General features: G+C 59.3%; 20 protein-coding genes. 2 read left to right on the top strand and 18 right to left on the bottom strand.

Going from position 1 to position 24425, the window contains the following annotated elements:
• Positions 1–18: 18 nt before the first annotated feature.
• The 3 genes from AC0YNU_RS14450 to AC0YNU_RS14440 all read right to left on the bottom strand — a co-directional run bounded on the left by AC0YNU_RS14450 (position 19) and on the right by AC0YNU_RS14440 (position 4525).
• Positions 19–939, bottom strand: a complete 921-nt coding sequence (locus AC0YNU_RS14450; protein WP_475757599.1) for an ABC transporter permease subunit — start codon at positions 937–939, stop codon at positions 19–21.
• A gap of 159 nt (positions 940–1098) precedes the next feature.
• Positions 1099–2925: a cache domain-containing sensor histidine kinase gene (locus AC0YNU_RS14445; protein ID WP_475757597.1), complete on the bottom strand. Its 1827-nt coding sequence runs from the start codon at positions 2923–2925 to the stop codon at positions 1099–1101.
• Positions 2882–4525 carry a response regulator gene (locus AC0YNU_RS14440; protein ID WP_475757595.1) on the bottom strand — a complete coding sequence of 548 codons (1644 nt, stop codon included), beginning with the start codon at positions 4523–4525 and terminating at the stop codon, positions 2882–2884. Before AC0YNU_RS14440 ends, AC0YNU_RS14445 begins: the two co-directional genes overlap by 44 nt.
• A 310-nt stretch (positions 4526–4835) precedes the next feature.
• Here AC0YNU_RS14440 and AC0YNU_RS14435 point away from each other — a divergent pair, with 310 nt between their 5' ends.
• On the top strand, positions 4836–5993 hold the full coding sequence (locus tag AC0YNU_RS14435; RefSeq protein ID WP_475757593.1) for a virulence factor: 1158 nt from the start codon (positions 4836–4838) through the stop codon (positions 5991–5993).
• Between the two features lie 897 nt (positions 5994–6890).
• On the opposite strand, the gene AC0YNU_RS14430 is transcribed toward AC0YNU_RS14435, so the two are convergent.
• The 14 genes from AC0YNU_RS14430 to AC0YNU_RS14365 all read right to left on the bottom strand — a co-directional run bounded on the left by AC0YNU_RS14430 (position 6891) and on the right by AC0YNU_RS14365 (position 20771).
• Positions 6891–7727, bottom strand: a complete 837-nt coding sequence (locus AC0YNU_RS14430; protein WP_475757591.1) for a phosphoenolpyruvate hydrolase family protein — start codon at positions 7725–7727, stop codon at positions 6891–6893.
• Between the two features lie 22 nt (positions 7728–7749).
• Complete coding sequence (locus AC0YNU_RS14425; protein ID WP_475757984.1) at positions 7750–9201, bottom strand: Tm-1-like ATP-binding domain-containing protein; 1452 nt, start codon at positions 9199–9201, stop codon at positions 7750–7752.
• Between the two features lie 77 nt (positions 9202–9278).
• A complete protein-coding gene (locus AC0YNU_RS14420; RefSeq protein WP_475757589.1) occupies positions 9279–10169 on the bottom strand; it encodes a carbohydrate ABC transporter permease in 891 nt (296 codons plus the stop codon).
• Positions 10166–11068 carry a carbohydrate ABC transporter permease gene (locus AC0YNU_RS14415; protein ID WP_475757982.1) on the bottom strand — a complete coding sequence of 301 codons (903 nt, stop codon included), beginning with the start codon at positions 11066–11068 and terminating at the stop codon, positions 10166–10168. The genes AC0YNU_RS14420 and AC0YNU_RS14415 overlap by 4 nt, the downstream gene beginning before the upstream one ends.
• Positions 11069–11149: 81 nt before the next feature.
• Complete coding sequence (locus AC0YNU_RS14410) at positions 11150–12613, bottom strand: ABC transporter substrate-binding protein (protein WP_475757587.1); 1464 nt, start codon at positions 12611–12613, stop codon at positions 11150–11152.
• Positions 12614–12641: 28 nt separating this feature from the next.
• A complete protein-coding gene (locus AC0YNU_RS14405) occupies positions 12642–13676 on the bottom strand; it encodes a Gfo/Idh/MocA family protein (protein ID WP_475757585.1) in 1035 nt (344 codons plus the stop codon).
• The gene (locus AC0YNU_RS14400; protein WP_475757583.1) at positions 13676–14002 is read right to left on the bottom strand and encodes a cupin domain-containing protein; all 327 of its coding nucleotides are present in this window, start codon (positions 14000–14002) and stop codon (positions 13676–13678) included. Before AC0YNU_RS14400 ends, AC0YNU_RS14405 begins: the two co-directional genes overlap by 1 nt.
• 27 nt (positions 14003–14029) lie before the next feature.
• The gene (locus tag AC0YNU_RS14395; protein ID WP_475757581.1) at positions 14030–14512 is read right to left on the bottom strand and encodes a DinB family protein; all 483 of its coding nucleotides are present in this window, start codon (positions 14510–14512) and stop codon (positions 14030–14032) included.
• A complete protein-coding gene (locus AC0YNU_RS14390) occupies positions 14509–15861 on the bottom strand; it encodes a CaiB/BaiF CoA transferase family protein (protein ID WP_475757579.1) in 1353 nt (450 codons plus the stop codon). Before AC0YNU_RS14390 ends, AC0YNU_RS14395 begins: the two co-directional genes overlap by 4 nt.
• Before the next feature lie 21 nt (positions 15862–15882).
• Positions 15883–16470: a cysteine dioxygenase family protein gene (locus AC0YNU_RS14385; protein WP_475757577.1), complete on the bottom strand. Its 588-nt coding sequence runs from the start codon at positions 16468–16470 to the stop codon at positions 15883–15885.
• A complete protein-coding gene (locus AC0YNU_RS14380) occupies positions 16467–17594 on the bottom strand; it encodes an LLM class flavin-dependent oxidoreductase (RefSeq protein ID WP_475757575.1) in 1128 nt (375 codons plus the stop codon). The genes AC0YNU_RS14385 and AC0YNU_RS14380 overlap by 4 nt, the downstream gene beginning before the upstream one ends.
• Positions 17587–18348, bottom strand: coding sequence for a CoA-transferase (locus AC0YNU_RS14375; RefSeq protein WP_475757573.1), 762 nt, complete (start codon positions 18346–18348; stop codon positions 17587–17589). Before AC0YNU_RS14375 ends, AC0YNU_RS14380 begins: the two co-directional genes overlap by 8 nt.
• Entirely contained in the window at positions 18341–19189 is an 849-nt protein-coding gene (locus AC0YNU_RS14370; protein ID WP_475757572.1) for a CoA transferase subunit A, read from the bottom strand. The genes AC0YNU_RS14375 and AC0YNU_RS14370 overlap by 8 nt, the downstream gene beginning before the upstream one ends.
• Before the next feature lie 274 nt (positions 19190–19463).
• Positions 19464–20771 carry an acyl-CoA dehydrogenase family protein gene (locus tag AC0YNU_RS14365; protein WP_475757570.1) on the bottom strand — a complete coding sequence of 436 codons (1308 nt, stop codon included), beginning with the start codon at positions 20769–20771 and terminating at the stop codon, positions 19464–19466.
• Between the two features lie 169 nt (positions 20772–20940).
• On the opposite strand from AC0YNU_RS14365, the gene AC0YNU_RS14360 reads away from it, so the two are divergent.
• Positions 20941–21879: a LysR family transcriptional regulator gene (locus AC0YNU_RS14360; protein ID WP_475757568.1), complete on the top strand. Its 939-nt coding sequence runs from the start codon at positions 20941–20943 to the stop codon at positions 21877–21879.
• 90 nt (positions 21880–21969) lie between these two features.
• Here the strand turns inward: AC0YNU_RS14360 and AC0YNU_RS14355 are convergent, their stop codons facing one another.
• Positions 21970–24351 (bottom strand): alpha-L-rhamnosidase-related protein, encoded by a 2382-nt coding sequence (locus tag AC0YNU_RS14355; protein ID WP_475757566.1) that lies wholly within the window; start codon positions 24349–24351, stop codon positions 21970–21972.
• Positions 24352–24425 lie beyond the last annotated feature (74 nt).

Below are 24425 nucleotides of genomic sequence, written 5' to 3'. Positions count from 1 at the left end.
CTCTCATTCATGCCGCCGTTATACGAGCGACTCGCCTCTGGTCTTCTTCGATAAATAATTCACGCAGAACAGGAGCAGGATGCTGATGACCGACTTCAACATGCCGAGCAGGGTTGCGTACGAATAATCGTTGACCATCCAGCCGGTCTTGTAGACGTAATAATCGAGCACTTCCACTTTGTCCGCGACAAGCGCGTTATAGAAGACGAAATATTGATCGAAGCCGTTGTTGAGCAGGTTGCTGACCGACAGCAGCAGCAGAACGAAGAACGTAGGCGCAAGCCCAGGAAGCGTAACATGGCGCATCAGCTTGAACTTGTTCGCGCCGTCGATGCGGGCCGCCTCGTACTGCTCGTTGTCGATGCCCGCGATGGAGGCGATATAGATGATCATCGACCAGCCGAGGTTCTTCCATATCCCGAGTCCCAGCTGGAAAAACCAAGCCGCGCCGTTATTGCCCAGCAGGCCGATCATCGGCACCTGGAGATGCAGGTTCTTCAGCAGCGTATAGTAGAGCCCGTCCGTCGAGAAGATCGAGAAGGCCAGAGAGAACACGACGACCCAGCTGATGAAGTTCGGCAGCGTCGTGGTGGTCTGGATGAATTTGCGGAATTTGCTGCTCTTGATTTCGTTCAGCATGACCGCGACGATCAAGGGCAGAGGCGTGAAGATCAGATTCAGGAAGCTCATCGCTAGCGTGTTGCGCAGGATTCGATATACTTCGCTTCGTTCCGAATAGATCTTGTGGAAGTTATCGAGTCCGATAAAATGCAGCTGCGAGAATTTGAGCGCAGGGCTGTAGTCGTAGAAGGAATAGATCCATCCGAACAGCGGGACGTAGCTGAAGGCGAATACGAAGAGAATGAATGGGATGGCGATCAGAAAATATTTCAGGCCGGCGGTATTTCGTTTTCGTTGTTGCAGCGGCGCAGTTTGCATGGTTCCCTCCGTTTGTATGACCTGTATCGTCGTCGTGGTTTGTATCTCTATGGTAGTCCGGAACCCGTTCGATAAAAATGAACGAATTCAAGAAATACGGGACGATTTTTCGCCGGAGGGAACGTTCGTGAAGCCATGATTGTCAAAAGTTGGACTTTTTCAAGGTTTTTGGACTTTCGGCAGCGTAAGCGCGATGACGGTGCCTTCCCTCGGCTTACTGTCGATTTGGATGGGGTGGAGGAGCCCGAAGTGGAGCTCGAGCCGGCGGTTGACGTTCCGAAGTCCGATGCTGCGCTCTTCCTCGCCCTCCTCGTTCGAGGGCTTGAGAACGGATGCTCTGACCTCCGCCAGCTTCGATTCCGGCATGCCCGCGCCGTTGTCCGCGACGCGGATGACGATATCTTGATTCTCCTCGGAGGCCGTAATGGTGATCTCGCCGCCGTTCTGGCTGTTGAAGCCATGGTAGATCGCATTCTCCACGAGCGGCTGCAGCATGAAGCGGAGGATGCGGTATTCGCCGATGCCCTCCGGGAGATAGGTCTTGATTTTCACTTCTCCGGCGTACCGGTAGTTCATGATTTTGATATAGTTCTGCAGATACTCGATCTCTTCCCCGATCGTGCAATACATGTCCTTCTTCTTGAACGTCGGATGCAGGAGGTTGCTCAAGGTCGTGATGCTCTCGGCAATGTTGTCCGCCTTGATCATGATGGCCATCCATTTGATCGTGTTCAGCGTGTTGTAGAAGAAATGCGGGTTAATTTGGGATTGGAGGGCGCCGATCTCCAGCCTTCGCTTCTCGTCCTGGATCGTCTCGGTATGATGCAGCAAATCCTCGATGCCGCGCGACATCTTGTTGAACTGGTTGATTACGATGCCGAGCTCGTTGTTGAGCCGCAGATCGAGGGTAAGGCCGATGTTGCCCTGCTCCGTCTTCTTCATGACGGTCGTCAAACGGCTGAGAGGCCTCGTCACTTTGCGGATCCAGAACCTGGAGGCCAGCGCCGCTACGATCAAGCCGATGACGAAGACGGTGACGAGAATTTTACGCAGCGTCAGAATATCTTCGGTGAACACGCTCGTCGGAATCTCATTCACGAGCATCCAGCCGAATTGATTGAGCTTGTAGTACATGACCTGCTTGCCTTGCGTCTCGTTGCTGAAAAATCCGCCGCCGCTCGCGCCGGACTTCAATTCCGCCGGAATTTCCGTGTGCGTGCCCAATTTGGATGCGTCGTTATGCGATACGATATCCCCGGCGGCGTCGACGAGATACATCTCGCCGTTCTTCGTATCGCTGGCATGATTGTAGATGTTCGTGAAATAACTCATGTTCACGTTGATGATCAGCGTGCCGATCTGGTTGTTGGACGAAATGCTCCTGGCTGCCGTGATGAACGGCGCCTTCGCGCTGCTCGGCGAAATATCGAAATCGGCGGACGTGAAGCCGCCGAACCATATCAGCTTCTGCGCGCTCGTTTTCATTTTGTCGTAGATTTGAGCTTCGTAGAAGGCGTTCTGAGGGGAGGATGGATCGGTCATAATCTCGTTGCTTGCCTGGTTCGACTTGATCAGCAGACCGTCACCGCCGTAGAAGCTGATGGAATCGATGTATTTGTAATTGGAGATCGTCTGCGTGAAATTGCGGAACGCCACGCCCATCTGGTAGACGCGTTCGACGTCGGACATGCTTTTGTATTCGATCAAGTTCTGCAACTCCGTGTCCAGGACCAACTGGCGCGAGATTTGGTCCACCTCGCCCGCGAAGGCGGACAGGTTGTATTCGTACTGCTTGAACTGCTGCTCGTTGTTTTCCTTCGCGTTGCCCTTCAGGATGTTCAGTATGCCGACGTACGCGAAGACCGAGCTTAGCGTCAAGATGAGAAGAAACAAGACCAGGAAGGATAGTACCAGCTGATTGGCGAGCGTGGATAACGTCCTTCTACGCCATAGGGTTTTCATCTGCATCGCGTCGATCTTCCCCATTCTCCACGAACCACCGTTTGCGGAACTCGTTCGGCCTCATGGATGTGATTTTCTTGAAAATGCGGCTGAAATAGCTGTCGTCCATATAACCGACTTTCTCGGCGATTTGATAGGATTTCAAATGCGTGCCGACGAGCATCTCCTTGGCCATGTCGATGCGGTAATGGTTCAAATATTCGACGAACGTCAGCTGCAGCTCTTTCTTGAACAGGCTGCTGAGATAGCTGGCATTCAATTGCACGTGATCGGCGATCTGCTGCAAGGCAATGTCCTCCGCATAATGCGCTCGGATGTAATCCACCGCTTCGGCGATTTCCTTGCTCACCGCTTTCTTCTTCGCTTGGAACTGCTGCGCGTCGGCCACATACCGGGCAAACACGGTCAGCGCCTCGTCCAGCGTCGCGCTGGCGTGAATCCGGCCGACGTAATCGAGCGCCTTGGCTGAAAGGTCGTCCAAATAAATATTGGCGTTGACCGTCGGCCAGTGAATCCAGCGGGTGAACAGCCTCTCTACGTCCGCTTTCGCGAAGCTGTCTGCTTGCAGAAGCGTCTGGATGCCCGCCTCCATTTCTTTCTGATACCGTTCGTGAAAAGCTCCCGCCGCCGCAGCTGCCTGCTCCAGTTTCCGGCTGACGCTATGCCGGATAGCTCCCGCGCCGGCCGCGTCCCAACGGATGTATCGTTCTTCGCCTAGCGCGTATCGCTGCTCGAGGGCCGAGGCGCACTCCCTGTACTGCTGCTTCATGCCGGAGTAGCCGCTGCCCAGCGCGCTGATCCCGAATGTCACGGAAGCGTTGAGATAGTTCTTGATGACGCTGTTGATATGGGCCAGCATCTCTTGCAGCAGCCCGAAGATGCGCTGTTCGCTGACGAGATCGGAGAAGCTGAGCAGCAGCAAATATTTCTCGTCCTTCTCGTGGATGACCTCTCCCCGGCCGTAGCCGTCCAGCAGCTCCGTGATGATATTGAGCAGACTGAAACGAATGAGATTGCCGTGATTGTCGTTGAATTTGGTTTCCATCCGGGCGAACTGGTCGATGGCCATGACGCAGACGATGATCCGTTCGGGTTGGAGGCGAAGGTGGATACGCTGCGCCAGTTCGGCAAACTCGTTCTCCACGTAACGGCCGTAGAACAGATAGTCCTTGACCGCCGTCTCCTTCCGATGCGCCCGGTCGGCATAGGCATCGACGGCATCGCGCGCAGCCGGTTTGATTCGCTCGGCGTTGAATTCGCCGGAGATCTTGGCCAACACCGTTTCCATCTCCTCGATGGACATGTTGAGCTTCAGGATATAATCGGAGACGCCTAATTGGAGCGACTTGCGGACGAGATCGAACTCCTCGTACACCGTCAAAATAATGAACTTCGTCTCGTGGTCGCGCTCGCGAATGCGCGTGATGAGCTCCATCCCATCCATGATCGGCATCCGAATGTCCGTGAGAATCAGGTCCGGCTTGTCCGCTTGGTAGACATCCCAGGCCGCCTGGCCGTTGGCGACGTCCGCGATCACCTTCATGCCGAGCCTGTCCCAGTCGATGGAATTTTTCAAGCCGATCCGCACGAGCATCTCGTCTTCCGCTATCAACACTTTCAGCATGGCTTGTTCCTCGCTTCCTCTATGTCTATGTCGAAAATTGTCATATCAGCTGTCGATAGAATCAAGATAACAAGGTTGTTCGAATTAGGCAACGGAATTATGAAAGCGCTTTGAGAGATGGCGGTTTGAGATTGGCGGGCCGGATGGTTTACACTGGTAGGGAGGATGAGATTGGAGGCTGACACTCTACAGCCGTGCAGCAGCGCTCTGACTCGCCCGGCGTGAACATTTCCAGATGCCTGTCCTAGGCCGAAACAGATAGATAAGGATGATCCAATAAACGAATGCGGGAGCATGGAGGTAGAACAAAATGAAACTAATTGGCATTGAACCGACGCCAAGTCCGAATTCGATGAAGCTGAACGTGGACGAGAAGCTGGCGCCCGGCGTGCGGTCGAGCTATACGCTGGCTGACGCGGCCGGCGCGCCGGAACCGCTGCGCAGCCTGCTTGCCATTGACGGCGTGCGGGGCCTGTTCCGCACGGCGGATTTTATCGCGCTCGACCGGAAGCCGGGGGCGGACTGGGAGCGAATCCTGACCGCGGCGCGGCAGCTGCTGCAGAGCGATGAGGCCGGCGGCGCCGGCAGCGGCGGCGGGCCCGGCGCGGCCGACGCCTTCGGCGAAGCGCACGCGTTCGTGCAGCTGTATCGGGGGATCCCGATGCAGGTGCGCGTGCGCACGCCGGGCGGCGAGTCCCGTGCCGCCATGCCCGCGGCATTCACGGACGCGGTCACCCGCGCGGCGGCCGCATCCATGATCCGCGAGCGGAAGCTGGAGGAGCTCGGCGTCCGTTACGGCGAGCCGGACGAGATCGCCGCGGAGCTCGTGCGCGAGCTGGAAGCCGCTTATCCGCAGGAGCGGCTGGACGCCCTCGTCGAAGCGGCGCTCGCGCTCGGCTCCGCCGCGGGCGAAGAAGCTGCGGCCGCGCCTGCCGTGCGGCCTGCGCCGCTGACCGCGGAGCAGCTCGCGGATCGGCTGGCGGACCCCGACTGGTCGGTCCGCTACGAGGCGCTCGACCGCACGGCGCCTGAGCCGGCGATGCTGCCGTCGCTCGCGCGGGCGATCGTCGACGACAACGCCTCCATCCGGCGGCTCGCCGTCGTCTACCTCGGCGAGCTGCGCCTGCCGGAGGCGATGCCGCTGCTCTTCGCGGCGCTGAAGGACGCGTCGGCATCCGTCCGGCGCACCGCCGGCGACACGCTGTCCGATCTCGGCGACCCCGCCGCGACCGGACCGATGATCGAGGCGCTCGGCGACCGCAACAAGCTGGTCCGCTGGCGCGCGGCGCGCTTCCTCTACGAGGCGGGCGACGACACCGCGGTGGAAGCGCTGGAACAAGCCGCGGCTGACCCGGAATACGAGGTCAGCCTGCAGGCGCGCATCGCGCTGGAGCGCATCCAGCGCGGCGAAGAAGCTGCCGGCTCCGTCTGGCAGCAGATGACGCGCAGCCGCGAGAGCGGCGAGTAAGCGGAACCCGGCCCGGCCCGGGCCGGGCTGAGCTGAGCTGGGCTGGGCTTAAAGCTGCTGAACAGCAGCTTTTCACGCTCCCCGCGGCCATAACACGCCAGAAAGCTGCCAATCGGCAGCTTTTTCACTTTACTCTGATGCAACCCCAGGCTTAAAGCTGCTGAACAGCAGCTTTTCACGCTCCCCGCCGCCGTAACACGCCAAAAAGCTGCTAATCGGCAGCTTTCCCACTTGACGATGATGCGGCCCGGGCTTAAACCTGCTCAACAGCAGCTTTTCACGCTCCTCACAGCCGTAACACGCCAAAAAGCTGCCAATCGGCAGCTTTCTCACTTACTCTGATGCAACCTCGGGCTTAAAGCTGCTCAACAGCAGCTTTTCAGATTGTCGAGACGCCATGCTTGCTGATGAACCTCAACATCCTAAAGCTAACGGTTGTGAGGATGACTAATCGGATCAAAATGCCCATTTTATATAGCCAACGGTTGCCAGAGGGCTTATTGTGAGGTTTTCCCGTGTAAAGCAGCTCATTTGCGCCCAATAACGCCTGTCAGAACCATTAGAGCTTTATTATCAGCCTTATTCGTGGTTTAGCAACGCTGACAACCGTTAAGTCCCCTCCCGAATTCAAATTGCATCCTCCACAGACTTTTGGTGCTTGCTGTGGCCAGTTGGGATGGATATGCACGGTTCCGCAGACTTTTGGTGCTTGCTGAGGCCAGTTAGGATGGATATGCCCCCCACTGGCGTAACACGCCAAAAAGCTGCCAATCGGCAGCTTTTTCACTTTACTCTGATGCGGCTTGCGCCTTTGTCAAGTAGCGCTTTCGCGGCGGCCGATTTTATAAACCCATTCTAAGATAGCGCAGCCACGCCCAACTCGGCTGCACGATCGTCTCAACGCTCATTCAAGCTAATCGCCTTAAACGCCCGGACCTGGTCCGCAATGGCCCGTTCGGTCGGCAGACGCTCGATGCTGGAAGCGCCGAAGAAGCCGACGACCCCCTTCGTATGCGCCAGCACGTAAGCCGCGTCCTCCGGCTCGGATATCGGTCCGCCATGGCAGATGACCAGCACATCCGGATTGATCGCTTTGGCCGCGTCGTGGATTTCTTGGATTTTGTCCACGCACAGATCGAGCGGTTGGGCCGACTTGGAGCCGATCGTCCCTTTGGACGTAAGGCCCATATGGGCAACGAGCACATCGGCGCCGGCCCGAGCCATTTTCTCCGCTTCCTCCACCGTGTAGACGTAAGGCGACGTGAACAACCCTAGCTCGCGGGCATGTCCGATCATCTCCACCTCCAGATCGTAGCCGAAGCCCGTCTCTTCCATATCCCGGCGCGCCACGCCATCGAAGTAACCGACGGTCGGGTAATTCTGCACGCCGGCAAACCCCATCTCCTTGATCTGCTTCAGAAACAGCGGCATGATCCGGAACGGATCCGTACCGCACACCCCCGCCAGCACGGGCGTATGCTTCACGACCGGCAGCACTTCCCTGCCCATGTCGACGACGATCTGATTGGCGTCCCCGTATGGCAGCATGCCCGCGACGGAGCCGCGGCCCGCCATCCGGAACCGCCCCGAATTATAAATAATGATGAGATCGATGCCCCCGGCCTCGGCGCTCTTCGCCGAAATGCCCGTGCCGGCGCCGGCTCCGATAATCGGGATGCCCGCGGCGATCCGCTCGTGCAAGTGCGCCAATATTTGCTCTCTTGTAATGGTCATAGGAATTCCTCCGTTAACGGGTCTAGTGTGCCGCAGCCTGCGCGGCCGATGCGATCAAATCAAGCAGTCTTCGAGCCATTGCCAGCGCAAACGCTTCGTCATTGATATGGGCCGTCCATTCCTCGAGTACGACTTCAGGCCGCAGATCCTGCCGAATGGCCTGGAATAAAGCTTTATCGGCTTGCGGGTCGTGGAACGGTTCGCCCGGCGCATCCAGGGCAGACACGCCGAACAGCGGCAGGAATACGGCCGTCCGCTCCGGATATCGGCTTTCGTTCAGCTTGGAGGCGATCAGCTCGCCCAAGCGGCGGTTCTCATCCGCGTTCGTGCGCATTAAGGTCACGTTCGGATTATGGCGGTACAGCAGACGTCCAGTCCGAAGCGCCTCCGGAACGGTATCCGGAGGACCGAAGTTCGCCATGTCCGCCGCGCCGACGGATACGACCTGCGGCACGCCGTGCCTGCCCGCCGCCGTCAGGCGGTCGGGACCGGCGCTAAGCAGGCCGCCTGCGATATCATCGGCAAGCTCGCTCGTCGTAATGTCCAGCACGCCGGCAAAATAGCCGGCCTCGATCAAATTCTCCATCGCCGCTCCCCCGACGCCGGTACCGTGAAAGACTAGCACCTCATAGCCATGCTGCTCCAGAAAATCCCGAGCTGCGTCCACGCAAGGCGTAGTGACGCCGAACATCGAAGCCGCAATGAGCGGCTTCTCTCCTTTGGCTGCTGCCACAGACTCGGCAGCGAGGTAATCGTCAGTTATGCGGCCGGCAGGACTAGAGCCGTCCTCCAAAGCCGAGCCTTCAGTCCGTCCGCGAATCGGAACAGAAGGCCTGCCGCCGTAATTCGCCGCCGAAGGCTGCTCCGCATGTTCGCTGCCTCGCTCTTCCCCGCCCTGCAAATACCCGCCACTGCCCCGCCCTTCCCCGCCCCGCAAATACCCGCCGCTGTCCCGCCCTTCCCTGCCCTGAACCATCCCGATCAGCGCATACGCGGCATTGCCCAGCATCTCGCGGGAGATGACGTTCAAACCGCTGATATCGACGACGGTGTTCGCCATCGTGATATCGCTCTGCCCGACATAGGGCCTTGTGTTGCCGGACGCCAGCGTCGTCGCCATCACCTTCGGCACGCCGAGCGGGAGCGCCCGCATCGCGGCCGTGCCGACGGATGTACCCGAGCTGCCGCCAAGGCCGATGATGCCGGACACGCCGCCGTGCGCATGAAGCCGCTTCACGATCGCCGCCGCGCCGCGCATCATGACGGTCACCGCCTCGCCGCGGTCATGCCGTTCGGCCAGCGAGGCGAGCAATTCTCCGCCCGCCGCCGCCACCTCCGCGGCCGCGATGTCCGGCCGGTACGCCGGTTCGCCGAGAATGCCGGTATCCATCACCGTAACGTGAAGCCCGGCCTGTTCCAGCAAGCCGGCTACGTAAGCGGCCTCCTCTCCTTTGGTGTCCAAAGCGCATACCAGAATGACACTGCCTGCGATGGCAACCGCCTCCTTCCTCTGCTTTTATCGTCTACTTCTTCCTCCGCTTCGGCGCGAGCTCAGCCCTTGATTCCCGTCAGCGCTATCCCTTCGATGAAGAAGCGCTGGCCGATGAAGAACAAGACCAGCACGGGGGCGAGCACGGCCGTCGAAGCCGCCATCAGATAGCCCCACTGCGCCGTCATCAGCCCCTTGAACGAAGCAAGGCCGAGCGCGAGCGTGAATTTGTCGTCGGTGTTCAAATAAATAAGCGGGCCAAGGAAATCGTTCCATACGTCGATGAACGTGAACAACGCGACGACGATCAGCGCCGGCCGGGATAGCGGCAAAATGACCCGCAGCAGCACCATGACCGGCTTCGCGCCGTCCATATAAGCCGCTTCGTCCAGCTCCTTCGGGATGCCCATGAAAAACTGCCGAAGCAGGAAGATATTGAAGGCCCCGCCGCCGAACCAAGCGGGAATCGTCAGCGGCGCGATCGTGTTGATCGCCCCGAGCGAGCGCCACATGATGAACGTCGGAATGAGCGTCACCGCGTAGGGCATCATGAGCGTCGCGAGCAGCAGCGCGAATACCTGCTCGCGGCCGGTCCAGCGCAGCCGCGCGAAGCTGTAGGCGGACAGCGTGCTCGTAATGAGCACGCCGCTCAGCACGAACAGCTCGATGAGCATCGTGTTCAGGAAGTACGTGCCGAAAGGCGCCGTCGTCAGCGCCTCGGAATAGTTGCGCCAAGTGAACGGCCGCGGCACCCACTCCGGCGGAAAGGTGAAAATTTGGGCGCTGTCCATGAGCGAGCTTCGCAGCAGCCAGGCGAACGGAATCAGCATGACGAAACTGCCGGCGATCAGAATGGCGTAGGTCAGCACTCGGAGCGGCTTCACCCGTACGCGGCGATGAACGGCCGCCGAGCGTTCGACCGGGAGATGCAGCGTGTCCGCTTTGGAATTCATTGTCGTTCCCCCTCGTAATACACCCATTTGCGGGATGTTTTGAAGACGATCAAGGTCAGCACGATCACCACGAAGAACAGCACCCACGCCAGCGCGCTGGCATAACCGATTTTCGTCTCCGAGAACGCCGTCCGGTACAAATAAAACACATAAAACAGCGATCCGTTATTCGGTCCGCCGTTCGTCATGATGTAGGCTTGACTGAACACTTGAAACGCCCCGATCAGCGATAAAATCAGATTGAAAAAGATCGTCGGAGTCATCATCGGAATCGTAACGTGAATGAGCTTGCGCAGCGGTCCGCCGCCGTCGACCTCGACGGCTTCATACAGGTGGCCCGGCGTGTTCTGCAGGCCCGCGAGGAAAATAACGACCGCCCCGCCGATCCCCCAGGTGCTCATCAGGATCAGGGAGAACAGCACGCTCGATTCATCGTAGATCCATTTGCTCCCGTCGAACCCCAGCTTCTTCAGCACTTGGTTGAACAGTCCGAAATCGGGATTATACAGCCAAAGCCAGAGCATCGATGTCGCCACGCTGGGCACGATGACCGGCAAATAGTAGATCGTCCGGAACACCGACAGCCCCTTCACCTTCTGATTGAGGAGCATCGCCACGAAGAAAGCCAAAGCGATCACGAGCGGCACGCTGCCAAGCGCGTACAACGACGTGACCTTGGCGGATTTGGCGAACAGTTCATCCTCCGTGAAGGCATGCTTGTAATTCTGAAAGCCGACCATGGAGAACTTTCCGCCGATCTCCCAGTCGCTCAAGCTGTATATAAACGAGGTCACGATCGGTCCGAGCGAGAAAACAAGAAAGCCGAGCATCGCCGGAACGGCAAACAAAATGCCCCATCTCTGCTCCATGCGGGCAAGCCCGGACTTCTTCCGATTGATGCGCTTCATCCTAGGATCCCTCCTTGCCCTTGCCCGGCCTGCGCCGCGATGACGCGGCGCAGGCAAGCAGGCTTGCTTTCGTTATTTTTGAATCGTCGTCGCGTATTTGCCCTGCAGCAGCGGCTGCACTTTGGCTTTCAGCTCGGCCAGCACGTCCTTAGCAGGCTTCTTGTTCGTCCAGATCTGTTCGATTGCCGGATTGATGACGTTTTGGATTTCCAAGAAGTTCTTGAGCGACAGGTTCGGCGACGGAACGCCGTTGTTGATGAGGTAATCCACAGCCGCTTCCTTGAATTCCGGCGTATGGTACTCGTTTTCGATCCAAGATTTTACTAACTCGGGATCCGTGTAATATTTCTCCTGAATCGGCATCCATAATCCGACCTTGTACAGATCGACCTGCGCCGGATCATTGTAGTACGCGTAGAATTCAAGCGCTTCCTTCGGATGCTTCGTGTCGGCGAATACGATCGCTCCGGCGCCGAAGAACAGCGTCTTCGGTTCCTTGTACTTCGGCAGTACCGCGATGCCGTAATTCAGCTTGGAAGAGGCCAGATCCAGCAGCACCCAGTCGCCTGCATGCACGAGCGCGACCTTCTTCGTCTGCAGTTGGGTGACGAGATTAGGGAAATTCGCCTTGGCCGTCGGCGACGGCGCGACATGGTATTTATAGATGAGATCCTGCAGATTCTGGAACACCTGCGCCGCTTCGGGCGAATCGAGCGTATACTGCGTGCCGTCCTCGTTCGTGATATCCGCTCCGTTGCTGACGAGATACGGGTACCAGCCGCCGAACCCGCCGTCGAAATCGAAGCCGTACTGAACGATATTCTTCTCGTCGAAGCCCGCTTCGTTCGGATGCTTGCCGTTCTTGTCCTTGGTCAACTGCTGCGCGACCTTCAGGAATTCATCCCATGTCCATGCATTCTCCGCTTTGGACGGCGGAGCTTCCAGTCCCGCTTCCTTGAACAAGTCCTTGTTATAGACGAGATTGAAGGCATCGACCGCGATCGTCGTCCCGATGTACGTCTTGTCGTCGGAATACAGCTTCGAGGTTTCGATGCGGTCTTCCAGCTCCGGGAACTCCGTCAGATACGGCGTGAAGTTCAGCGCTTTGCCGTCTTTGCCCCATTTCAGCGCCAGCGGCGTATCCAGATAGCCGACGTCTGGCGTTTTGCCCGCGGCCATCAGCGTATTGATCTTCGTCTCGTAATCGCCCGGAATGTGCATCGGCGTCACGTGGATATGCGGATGCGAATCGTTGAAGCTCTTGATCATCTTCTCGATCGCCTGCTTCTCGAAATTGCTGCCCCAGAACGAGAACGTCAGCTCGACCGTCTCGCCCGACTCCGCATCCTTGCCTTCATCGGCATTGTTGGCGGCATTGCTGCCTGCGGTATTCGTGCTGCCTTTGTCCGTGCCTCCATTGGCGGCCGCTCCGTTATTGCTCCCTTTGTCCGCGCTGTTCCCGCATCCCCACAGCGTCAGCGCCATCGCGGATGTCAGCAGCAGCGTATAAAATGTTCTCCCCTTATTTCCTCTCATGCTTCTTCTCTCCGTTTCTTGTTTTAAATTAGCTGTTGACCGCGAGCAGTCCGTCCAGCGCAACGGTTTTTCCTTCTCTGGACGAAGCCGCCGTCGCGAACAACGCGGCCATGGTCTGCAAATTATCCCTGCCCGATGCTTCCGGCTGCCGACCTTCGCGGATGGAGGCCGCAAACTCGGCCAGCACGCCATGAATGCCGGGTTTCTCATTGATTACCGGCTCATGCTTCTTGATCTTCCCGGCCGCGTCAATGCTGTAAACGCCATAACCGCTGCCCAAATCATCCAAGTGGATCGAGCCCCGCTCGAATTGAAAGCGCCAGTTGCCTTCCCAAGGGTCGGCTTTGCCCTTGGCCAGCAGGCTGCTGAGATAAAACACCGGCACGCCCGCCTTCGTGTCGTAGACGGCTTGCACATGCGGATCGCCTTGATAGCCGCTGTCCGGGTCGTTCCACGTCCGGCCGCTGGCGGACACGATTTCGCTTCGCAGCAGGAAACGGATCATGTCGACGTGATGCACGGTCATCTCCAGCAAAATGTAATTTTCCATCGCGCGCTGGTACGGTTTGCCGTTATGGTCGCAGAAGAAGCTCGCGTCCACGAACATCGGCCTGCCGAACGGCCTCGGCCGCTCGTCCAGCAGCTTTCTGAGCGTCAGCACCGGCGTATTGAACCGGTAGTTCTGATCGATCATGATGTTGCGGTTCTGCCGCGCGGCAAGCTCGACCAGCTCCTCCGCCTCTTGCAGCGTCAGCGTGAACGGCTTCTCGATCAGCACGTGAAGACCATGCTGAAGCGCGCTTTTGGCAATTTCGTAATGGGCGGGAGAGAATACTTCGATGAGCGCCGCTTCCGCGCCGGATTCCGCGAACGCCTCGCGGTGATCGGTGTACAGCTTATCGCTTGGAACGCCGAACTCGGCGCCGGCCGCCAAGAGCGCTTCCCGGTTGAGGTCCAGCAGTCCCGCATATTCGAAATCCGGCGAGGAACGCACGTAATTGCGCGCCACGCCGCCTCCATGCCCGCCGATGCCGGCCTGAATCAGCTTCAATTTCCCGCTCATCATCGTTCCCCCCTATACCGATAGCCGATCGATCCGCCCGGAGGCAGCACGCCATAGATGTATACCGCCGTCATTTCCTCCGTTACGATGAGCGAGTGCTCGTCGCCTTCCTTCGTCAGCACGAGATCGCCCGGGCCGATTTCGTACGTATCGCCTTCCGTCGTGCAGGTTCCCCGGCCTGAAACGATGATCCAATATTCGTTGCAGTCGTGATAATGCAAGGGCACCTCCTGGCCGACTTTCAGATGATTGATGCCGTAGTGATTGATCTCGCTCCATTCGGGAAACAGTTCCACGGGCTGATGATTCCGTTCGATGACTGGCATTGGGATCGCCTCCTTCTCGTTAGTCCGTTATGGACGATTGGCAAAAGCGCCTTTGACGCGCTGGATTTGCCGCACGTGATTATGCGTGTGAGCGATAAAACTGTCGAACAGTTGGCGGAGGGTAACGGTTTCCCCCTTCTGGTTCACGCCGCTCTTCGACCAGTCCGCTTCCGACAATCCGGCGTAGAACAAACCGTTATACCGCGCGGCTGCCCGGAAGAACGCGATGGATTCCGCGGCGGGAATGGCATTCGCCCCTTCTTTGGCGACCCATGCGTCTTGTTCGTACAACGCCCAGATGGTATTATCCGGTTCCGCGATGATTTTGCGCGCGCGGTAATAATGGACGACGCTGGCATCGGCCAAATGTCCGAGCACTTCTGCGACGCTCCATTCCGTCGCGGACGGCTTCCAGGTTAAGTCCGTTTCGCTCAGATCCGCAATTTCCTGTTCCAGCGCTTCGTGCAGCTTGATATACGTGAGAATGGAATCCGTAAGCAGTTGTGTCATGGGTTGTTGCTCCTTCGCAATAGAGTGGATGCTTTCCCTTCCTCTGCCGGTTCGGCGTCCTGCCGGCAATCCGGCCCGTCGAGCCATTCCGCGAAAACCTCTTCGGTATGCTCCCCCTTCAATGGCGGACGGCGGTAAGCGCCAAGCGATCGGCCCTTCAGCCGGACGGGAAATCTCACCGCGGGCATCTGCCGGCCGCCGGGCAGGTCCATCGTCTCGAGAAGCTCCGCTTCCGCGACGGCGGGTTCCTTCAGCGCTTCCGCATAATCATTGATCGGGGCGCAAGGCACGCCGCGCCGATCGAATTCGGTCAGCCATTCGGCGGCGCTCCGCGTCGCGAATATCGGCTGCAGCAGCGAGGCAAGCTCCTTCTGGTTGGCGGCACGAAGCGTCTGCGTCCGGAAACGCTCGTCTTCCGCCAGCTCCGGGCGTCCGGCTGCCTCGGCAACCTCCCGCCACAGCTTGTCGTTGCCTGCCGCGATGACGAACGGCTTGTCGCAGCCGCGGTACCCTTGATACGGCGCGTTGCGGGGATGGGCGGTACCGAGCCGTTTCGGCGCGATTCCGTTGCCGAAGTATTCGCTCGTCTGCAGAGCTGAGATTCCGAGTACGCTCCCAAGCATCGAGCAATCGAGGTAAGTGCCTTCGCCAGTCCTGCTTGCCTGATGCACGCCTGCAGCGATGGCGTACGCCGCATACAGCCCGGCGGCGAAATCGGCCACCGGCACCCCGCATTTGACGGGATCGCCCGCCTCTTCGCCCGTCACGCTCATCAGCCCGCTGACGGCCTGCACCGTCACGTCGAATGCCCCTTTCTGCGCATAAGGACCGGTCTGGCCATAGCCGGAGATGGAGGCATACACGAGCTTGCGGTTCGATACGCTTAAATCCTCGAAGCCGAGCCCGAATTTGCGCAGCACGCCGGGGCGGTAATTCTCGATGATGACATCCGCCTCGCCGCAAAGCTCGCGAAGCCGCGCCAGCTGCTCCGGCTGCTTGAAGTCGACCGCGAGGCTCCGCTTGTTGCGGTTGAGCGAAGCGAAGTTTGCGCTGAACGGCCCTTCGCCGCTCTCGTAGAAAGGCGGCCAATCCCGCATGCCGTCGCCGCTGTCCGGACGCTCCACCTTCACGAGGTCCGCGCCGAGATCCGCCAGCAGCATGCCCGTGAACGGCCCTGCCGCGATCTGCCCGAATTCGATGACGCGGATGCCCGAAAGCGGCAAGCTGCCATCATTCGTTGAAGTCGCGGCATTGGCCGAGGTCGTATCTTTCGCTGAGGTCACGACATTCGCCGAGGTCGTATCATTCGCCGAGGCAGTTTCCTTTGCTAAGGTCGTACGTTTCGTCATGGCTTTCTTCTCCTTCGATGCTCATTGCGGGTAGATCGCTTCCGCGTTGTCGTGCGCCGTCACTACGTCCCGTACGCCGCCGGTCGCCGGATCATGGATATGCCTCGGCTGCTTGCCGATATCCGTTCCGTAGATATGCACCGTCACGGCAGTATCCGAATAGGGATTAGACACGCCGTGGATGTCGTAGTTCGGCGGATAGACATAGGAGATCTCTCCCTGCTCCGCTTTGACCGTCTTCACCGGCTCCAGCAGATAACGCGGATTCTCGTCCTCGCCGCGGTCGATCCGGCGGTAGCGCACCTCCTCCACGGCCCCCCGCCATATACCGACGAGCCCCCAGACGAGATGGTCGTGCACCGGCGCGGTTTGCCCCGCCGCCCAGACGAACGCGACGACCGCGAAAGACTCGTCAGCCGGTTTGTACAGCAAGTACTGCGCATATTTATCCCGGCGCGGCACGAGATAGTCTTCCGGAAGCAGCGTCTCCGAGCGGAGCACCTGCTCCAGCAGCGGCTTCACGCCATCCACGATTGCGGGATAGCTGTCTCCATGCTCCGCCAGCACCGCCCGGATATCGGACTCCAGCTGCTGAAAATCGTAGCTCATGCGCCCACCTCTTCACGCGGCTGCCTGCCGGCAAGCCGCTCGCGCACCCGCGGAATGACTTCCCTGCCGATCGCTTCGATCGTTTCCAGATGGGGGAATCCGCGCAGCAGCACCTTGTCGAAGCCTTGCCCGGCATATTCGACGATTCGGTCCGCCACCTGGTCCGGCGTGCCGACGAGCGAGATGGAATTGCCGCTCAGCACCTGCGTTAAGCCTGCCCACAGATTCGGCCCGATGACGAAATCGTTCGCCTTGGCTTCCTCCATCAGGCTGTGAAGCCGCTTCAGGCCGACGGAATCGCCCTGCGCGTTCGCCTCCGCCTTGCGCTTCACCGCATCCGGCTCGGCTTTGCTGATCGCTTCTCTTGCGTTCGCCCATGCCTGTTCCTCGGTATCGCCAAGAAAGACCTGTAACGAAATGCTGTAGCTCAGCTTGCGGCCTCGGCTGTCCGCCGCGGCTCTGACCGTGTCGATGCGCTTCGCGGTATGCTCCTGCGTCTCGCCCCACATCATGTACACGTCCGCGGCCTCTGCCGCGACCTCGATCCCGGCCTCCGATGCCCCGCCGATATAGATCGGCGGACTTGATTGAATCGGCTTCGGATACAGCGCCGCGTTGCGCAGCTTGTAATGCTTGCCCTCATGGTCGAAGCCATCCTCCGCGAACAGCCGCTTCAGCACGCGGATGAATTCATGCGTCCGTTCATAACGGTCGTCATGCGGCAGGAAATCGCCGTCCGCCGCCTGTTCCGCGGGCGATCCGCCCGTCACGACGTTGATCAGGCCTCTCCCGCCGGACAAGTAATCGAAGCTTGCGTATTGTCTGGCGAATACCGCCGGCTCGACGAATCCGGGCCGGACCGCGAACAGGAATTTCAGCGTCTCCGTCCGAGGAATCAGCGCCGTCGCGATCACGAGCGAATCGAGGCAGCTGCTGCCCGTCGGCAAGAGCAATGTTCCGAATCCTCCGCGTTCCGCCGCCTCCGCGATCTGACCGATATAGGCAAGACTCGGCTCTCGTTCAGCTGCCGCCGTCCATCCCTCCAGACGCTGGGTTCCTTGCTTAGCGTAACCGACATACTTGCCATCGCCCGAGGTGGGCGCCATCGTAATGAATTCAACCACGTCGTATGCCTCCTCTTGTAAATTCCGGATAGACCGTGTTCATGTGACGCCGTACGACCGTTCGCAGCGCCGCCAGTTCCTCCTCCGTGGGAGGCTCGATCTCGGGAACCGTTCGGCCCGCGCCAATGTCGAAGCCCGTTCGGCGTTGTACCTCTTCCGCGGAAATGCCCGGTGCCGTCCGGGATAGCCGCAGCCTGCCCCCTTCTCCATCGGGAAGGAACACCGCGATCGGCGATAACACGCCGGCAAGAATGCCATGGCCCGGCTCGCGATAGCTTGTTGAAACGTGGCTCGACACATGATCGAGCTGCTCCGGAAAGCCTTTGGCCTGATGGTCGGTCTTCACGAGATAAATGCGCTTGCAGCGGTAATACGCCAAGGACGAGCCCGCCCCGCCGGGCAGGCGGACCTTCGGCTGCGCGATGCTGCCGATGGCATGCAGGTTGATGCTGCCGTAAGGATCGATCTGCGCCCCGCCGAGGAAGAAGACGTCGACGGCTCCGCGCTGAATGTGCGAGAAGAACTCGTTCGTTCCCTCGAACGGCCAATTCCGCGCGTCGCCCAGGATGTGAAGCCTGCTGTTCGGGGCATGGGTCGCTTTGGCCAGATAAGCCGCCGCGGCCGGCACCGCCGACTGATTGCCGACGGCCACCGTCTCGCCGTCCTTCAGCTCCCGGGACAAGGTGCAGATCAGCCCTTCCTCCTCCGTATACCGATCCTCCGGAGCAGCTCCTCCGGCATTGTGGTCACCCATCGTAACCGCCCCCAATCGTTTTCGTATAAGAGAGGGCCAACGGCGCCGGCAGCACATGCTCCTCCAGATAAGCCTTGAAGCCTTCGTCCGTCTTGGCCGCTTCCGCATAGCTCCGAATATGACCCTGGTCTGCTTCGTAGTAACCGGGACAGGACGCCGGATAAGCGCCGCCAGGCGACTCCACGATGTGCGTGATATATCTCGCAGCCACGAACACGCCCTTGCTCCGGTCGAGCTGCCCTGCAGGAACGACCTTCTCTACGGTAACGATGGCGCGGGATGCAGCCTGCGCCAGCAGTTTGTTATTTTGCAGGCTGCTGGTCACGACATTGCCGTCCGTATCGGCTTCGTAGCCGTGGAACAGCGCGACATCCGGATAGATGGCCGGTACGAGCGCGATCTCTTCGCCCTGCCCGTACGGATTCGGGATGGACCTGAATTCCGGCCTGATCGCCAAATCGGTCGTTCCCAGTAATCCAAGCACGGGGATGAAAGGAATTCCGAGCGCCCCCGCCTGCAGCGCCGATGCCATGCCGGGACAAGAATGGTCGAGTATGCGAACCCTGCCGGCCTCGGCCGCCTTGCGGAACCGGGGAGCAAAACCGTATTCGCCGAGCAGGATATGCGACAGCTCGACGGTATCGACGCAGCCGGCGCCGATGAGCAAATCCGCGTTCATCGCGACCGAGCCGCTGCAGATGAGATGAAGTCCCCGTATGTTCCGGCGAATCAGCTCCCGCACGATCGCCATCGGCGCCGTCTCGAGCCCCCCGCTGATCGCGAGCCGTTCCCCGTTCCTTACGCTTGCCGCCGCTTCTCCTAAGCTGCACAGCTTTCCCATGGCTTGCGGCCTCCTTTCCGCTTCATAAAAAAGACGCCGCTTCCCGATAACCGTATGTCCGGCGTCAGCCAGCGCATATCGGCAATCGGGAATCGCAGCGTCTCCGGTCGTCCGGTCGTGCTGATTCAATCATATGTTCATTCCTATTATTCACAGTTTGTCAATCGGAATAATTGTACTATAAATCAATACGCTCGCTTTTGTAAAATGGGTAAACTCGATGGTTTCGTTCATTTTTTATGATGGTACTTCTGCCCGCCCTTCTCGAATCAAGTCATCGGACGCCGGATGATCTGGGCTTGGGTGTTGTTCTGGGCTTGAGCTTAGGCTCGGGGCTTGAGCTTAGGCTCGGGGCTTGAGCCGGGGATTGACTTGGACTTGGACTCGGGCTTGGGATTGAGCTTGACGCCGATTCCCACTCGCCTAATGCCGCACGAGCCAGTCCTTCCGTGACTTGGTCGTCCATCGGCGGATTATGCAAGCCGCACTGCACGTCCCGGAACAGCCGTTCCAGCTTGTTGGAGCGATGCAGGCTGCGGCCGCCGACTATGCGCATAGCCAAGCCGACGATGCGGATGGCCTCGTTGCACACGATGAATTTGGCATGCTGAAGCTCTAAGCCGAGCTCTTCCAGCGGCAGCGCCTTGGCATCCCAACGGGCTGCGGCGGTATAGAGCAGCGTTCTTGCCGTGCGCACGGCCGCTTCGATCTCGCCCAGCTTCTGCCGGACATGGCCAAGCTCCGCGATCGGAACCTGCAGGCCCGCCGGGCGGTAGGTCGAGGCGAATTCGAGCGCATAATCCCGCGCTGCCAGCGCGATGCCCATGTACACCGCGGGAATGTGGAACAGCGCGGCTCCGCCGTCGCGGCCGAGCCGCTGCAGGCCGGTGCCGTATTCCCCAAGCAGCGCGTCCGCTTCGACGAAGACGTCCTCGAGCACGATATCGTGGCTGCCGGTAGAACGCATGCCGATCGTATCCCACGTCTCGACAACCGTAACGCCGTTACTTTTCTCCACCAGAAATTCGCCGAAGGCGTCGTCGCCTTCAATCGAGCAATAGACCGTAAACCGCTCAAGAACGGGCGCGAGCGTGCAGAACGACTTTCGCCCGTTCAAGACATAGCCGCCCTCGACCTTCCGCGCCGTCGTAGCCGTCCGGCCTCCGCGGCCCGGATTGCCCGCCGGTTCCGATACGAACAGATTAAGCAGATCTCCGCGGCCCGCCGCTTCCTCGCTGAGCTTGCGGAACGTCGCTTCCTTCCAAGGACGAACCGTCCGCAAATTCAAGAAGAAACCGAGATGCCAGCCGATTGACAATGCCGTGGAGCCGTCTCCCCTGGCCAATCTCTCTTGAACCAGCACCGTCTCGTAGAGTCCTGCCCCATCCCCGCCGTACTCGGAAGGAATCGTCAGCTTGAACAAGCCTTCCTGCTGCAGGTAGTCATAATGCTCGAAAGGAAACGTCCCGGTCTCGTCATAATAAGCCGCCGTCTGCTCCAAACGATGGGCCAGCCGATCGGCATACTCAGCCAGGAGAGCGTCTCTCTCGCTGCGAATGAACCTGTCGATTTCGTGTGGCATGGGAAGCTCCTCTCCAAATTGTTTTTATTTCATACTAATCAAGTAGGAATAATCCGCGATTTATGCTATGATACCGAAAAATGCCTCCTGTGTATATTGAGAAAACGAAATGGCCGGCTTCATTTTTACTGAATCATCCACAGCAACTTCGAAAGGCGATGATAAACCTATGGATCTTCGCACGATCAAAACCTTTCAAGCTATCGTACGAACGGGCAGCTTTCAGAAGGCATCCGAAGAGCTCCAATACGTGCAGTCCACGATTACGCTGCATATTCAGAAGCTGGAGGGCGATCTTGGCGTCAAGCTGCTGGAGCGCGGCAAGAAACTGCGGTTGACGGAAGCCGGACGCCTGTTTCTGGAGAAGGCCGACACGCTGCTGAAAGATTACGACCTGCTGCAGAATGCCATGTCGGAGCTGGTAAACGGGGAAAGCTGCACGGTTCGCCTCGGCGTCATGGAGCCGACCGCCAGCTATCGCCTGCCGCGCATACTCGCGCCGTTCCTGGAACGGCATCCCAAGGTTCAGGTCAGCATTCAGATCGGCAATACGACCGTTCTGAGCGAGATGCTGGACAAAGGAACGATCGACCTGGCCGTTTGCACGACGCCCGACTCCGGCATCGACGTCAATTTCGAACCGTTGTTCACGGAAGAGGTCGCCCTGCTCATTCCGGAAACCCATCCGCTCGCGGCAAAGGAATCCATCGAGATGGCGGAGCTGCAGAACGAGCGTCTCCTGCTGACGACAAGCATTTGCCCTTACCGCAAAAAGCTGGAGAGCACGCTGCTCGAGAAAGGCGCCACGCCTTACTCGGGCATCGAGATCGGCAATATGGCCGCGCTCAAATACTACGTGCAGGCTGACTTCGGCCTTGCCTTCGTCCCCCTCATCACGGTGAATCCCGCACCGGCGGGAACCGTCGTGCGCCCGATCAGAGACTTGGACGGCGGCCTGGTCACGGGCATTCTCCGGATACGCGACGGAGCGTTGTTCGGCTCCGTAGGCGAAGCATTCGTCGAAACGCTTCGCAATGGCTTGCTTCAGACCAAGCAATCTTCCATCCTTCCCTTGGAATCGTACCGCGGCGAAAGACAACGATCATGAGAAGCACAAAAAGAGCTTTGGCCCCCTTGCCGCGCAAAGGGTCCAAAGCTCTTTGATCGTTTATCCGCCATTAGTGCTGCATGCTAATCGCTACACGTTCACCGCAGCGAGCGGGCAGGTCAGCACGATATCCGAATGCGTGCACGCATGGACGCTTCCGTCCGGCAGCACGACGGTCGCCGCAATACCGCCCGGAACCTTCGCTTGCAGCGTGAAGCTGCCATCCTTGATCTCCCAGCGCACGTTCACTTCGCCCTGCGGCGTCGGAACCGTGCCTTCCGCCCAGGCTTGGCCGGCCGGCTTCGGCTCGATGCGGATTGCCGCAAAGCCCGGCTGCACCGGCTTCACGCCGAGCGTTTCCGCCGGGTACTCGTACAGCGGGAGCGCGCTCCAGGCATGGCAGTCGCTGCGCTGCTGCACGGGATCTTCCACCCATGCGGTAAGGCCAAGACCGATCTGATCCTTCCATGGCTGCCACAGCTGCTCGGTCCGGCCGTACATGCCCGCTTTCGACAGCGCGCGGAACAGGAAGTGGCTCATGGAGAAGGATGCCGCCGGCAGATCCGTGCGCGCTAGCATCCGCTCCAGCAGCTGGCGCGCTTCCGCGCCTTCGACCGCGCCGGAGAGCACGGCCCAGATTTGGGCATGCTGGCTGAACATCGGTACAGCCGGGCCGTCGCGGAACAAGCCGCTCGCCTCGTCGTAGCAAGCAGCGCGAACCTTCTCGTTCACGGCTTGCGCACGCTGGCGGTATTCCGATGCCGTATCGCGGCGGCCCGCCGCTTCGTTCAACTCCGCCCCTTGCTGCAGCGTCATGGCGTACATCAGGTTGTAGACGGTCAAAGCGCCGGATCGTCTTGCCGGCGGAGCGCCAGCCGTCTCGTTCCAAGCTCCTACCCAGTCCACGAACGCCCAATACGGCTCAGGAATGTAGCCGACCAGCCCGTCCTCGATCCGCCGTTCAAACCAGCCGAGCACGGCGTCCACCGTGGATAAATATCTGCGGACGAGCGCCTCGTCGCCGAAGTGCGCGTAATGGTCGCGGACCATTTGAATCCAGAACAGCGCGAATCCCGGGATAATCTGCCGATCCACGGACGGATAACGGCTTTGAAGCATGCCCGACGGAATAAGCGAGCTGTGGAAATCATAAATGGTCTTGCGGGCAAGCCGGTCGTCCCCGCTGACGGCATACGTGAACAGCGCCTGCGATTTGGCGTCCATCACGTACTGCATTTGCTCATAATACGGCGTATCCTCGTACGTGTCCTGCATGCAGCCGCGCAACGTATTCAAGCTGATATCCCACATGGCGTCCGTCTGCGGATCGGAGGAACGAACGCGTCCAAGCTCCTGCAGCGGGTAACCTGTCAAGCGGTAACCAAGATGCGCGATCGTCAGCGGTTCAGCTCCTGCCTGCACGTCGAGGCGAACGAAACGGAATGCCCGGCGGCCCATCGGCTCGTACGTTTCCGGCTTGTCCGCGGTGCCCCAGCCGGCCGGGAAGTATCGATCGCCGTTGCCGCGCAGCGTCTTGTCTTCCGGATCATCGCGGACCGCACGTCGTTTTCCCCCATGCTGCTCCGGATGTTTATATTCGTAGGCTTCGGAATAGAGCAGATCGATGCTGCCTCCCTCGCCGTCCACCACGTCCAGCTGTACATAACCGGTCCTGAGCAAGCCCGCGTCCAGCTCCAGCCATATCGATTCGCCCGGATTCAGCGTCAGCGGGAAAAGTTCGGCGATACCGCTTTCCGCAGCCTTGCCGGAAGCACGCATCACGCGCGTGAACGAGCTATCCGTCTCCGAGAGCGCCGGGATCGGACGCGGCTTCAGCTGCCAAGGGAGGAGCTGTCCGTAGAAACGGTCGAGCGGATCAATCGGTCTGCCGCAGACCCCCCATGACGCATCGTCAAAATCGGGAAGGTTCCAATTTGCCGGGATCAGGCTGCCTTGCGCCTCTTCCGTCCCGCCAACGAACAGCGTGTACGATTCTCGCCCGATGCCGACGGCCTCATTTGCCACCAGGCGCCAGGTGCTGTCCGTGTCCAGCGGTTCGAGCACCGTTCCGCTATTGTCCCGCAGGGCGCCCTGCAGCCACAGCCCCCCGACATCGGCACGCCATTCGGACATCGGTCCGCCCTCCGACGGACTTCCGACCAAGAGACGCGGATAGTGTACGACTTCTACCGCAATGACGTTCCGGCCTTCCTGCAGGTACGGCGCAAGATTAACCGTGTCGTAATATTGATTCCAGGCGTCGCCCTTGCAAGGCCCTCGCAATACGAAATGCCCGTTCACGTACAGGCGGTATTTGCTGTCGGCGGTCACTTCCACCGTCAGCTCCGCGTCAGCGGGATTCGCTACGAGGAACGTTTTCCTGAAAAACGTTCTTTGCTGCTTCCTCTCCGAACCTTTACCATCGTTATCCGGCCATATCCAGGCCGCCGTCCATGTATGTTGATGCTCCATCGCTATCATCCCTTCGCGTATCGGCATTGTAAACGCTTGACATTCTCATTATAGGGGGATACAACGATAAGATG

It is taken from the genome of Paenibacillus sp. J31P316 (genome assembly GCF_056269105.1).
The sequence above is the reverse complement of the archived record's forward strand: the minus strand, read 5'-3'. Positions and strand labels throughout refer to the sequence as shown.

Coding starts and splice junctions, on each gene's coding strand:
- AC0YNU_RS14450 (WP_475757599.1), bottom strand. CDS start 939: ATGCAAACTGCGCCGCTGCAACAACGAAAACGAAATACCGCCGGCCTG.
- AC0YNU_RS14445 (WP_475757597.1), bottom strand. CDS start 2,925: ATGGGGAAGATCGACGCGATGCAGATGAAAACCCTATGGCGTAGAAGG.
- AC0YNU_RS14440 (WP_475757595.1), bottom strand. CDS start 4,525: ATGCTGAAAGTGTTGATAGCGGAAGACGAGATGCTCGTGCGGATCGGC.
- AC0YNU_RS14435 (WP_475757593.1), top strand. CDS start 4,836: ATGAAACTAATTGGCATTGAACCGACGCCAAGTCCGAATTCGATGAAG.
- AC0YNU_RS14430 (WP_475757591.1), bottom strand. CDS start 7,727: ATGACCATTACAAGAGAGCAAATATTGGCGCACTTGCACGAGCGGATC.
- AC0YNU_RS14420 (WP_475757589.1), bottom strand. CDS start 10,169: ATGAATTCCAAAGCGGACACGCTGCATCTCCCGGTCGAACGCTCGGCG.
- AC0YNU_RS14410 (WP_475757587.1), bottom strand. CDS start 12,613: ATGAGAGGAAATAAGGGGAGAACATTTTATACGCTGCTGCTGACATCC.
- AC0YNU_RS14405 (WP_475757585.1), bottom strand. CDS start 13,676: ATGAGCGGGAAATTGAAGCTGATTCAGGCCGGCATCGGCGGGCATGGA.
- AC0YNU_RS14400 (WP_475757583.1), bottom strand. CDS start 14,002: ATGCCAGTCATCGAACGGAATCATCAGCCCGTGGAACTGTTTCCCGAA.
- AC0YNU_RS14395 (WP_475757581.1), bottom strand. CDS start 14,512: ATGACACAACTGCTTACGGATTCCATTCTCACGTATATCAAGCTGCAC.
- AC0YNU_RS14390 (WP_475757579.1), bottom strand. CDS start 15,861: ATGACGAAACGTACGACCTTAGCAAAGGAAACTGCCTCGGCGAATGAT.
- AC0YNU_RS14385 (WP_475757577.1), bottom strand. CDS start 16,470: ATGAGCTACGATTTTCAGCAGCTGGAGTCCGATATCCGGGCGGTGCTG.
- AC0YNU_RS14375 (WP_475757573.1), bottom strand. CDS start 18,348: ATGGGTGACCACAATGCCGGAGGAGCTGCTCCGGAGGATCGGTATACG.
- AC0YNU_RS14370 (WP_475757572.1), bottom strand. CDS start 19,189: ATGGGAAAGCTGTGCAGCTTAGGAGAAGCGGCGGCAAGCGTAAGGAAC.
- AC0YNU_RS14365 (WP_475757570.1), bottom strand. CDS start 20,771: ATGCCACACGAAATCGACAGGTTCATTCGCAGCGAGAGAGACGCTCTC.
- AC0YNU_RS14360 (WP_475757568.1), top strand. CDS start 20,941: ATGGATCTTCGCACGATCAAAACCTTTCAAGCTATCGTACGAACGGGC.
- AC0YNU_RS14355 (WP_475757566.1), bottom strand. CDS start 24,351: ATGGAGCATCAACATACATGGACGGCGGCCTGGATATGGCCGGATAAC.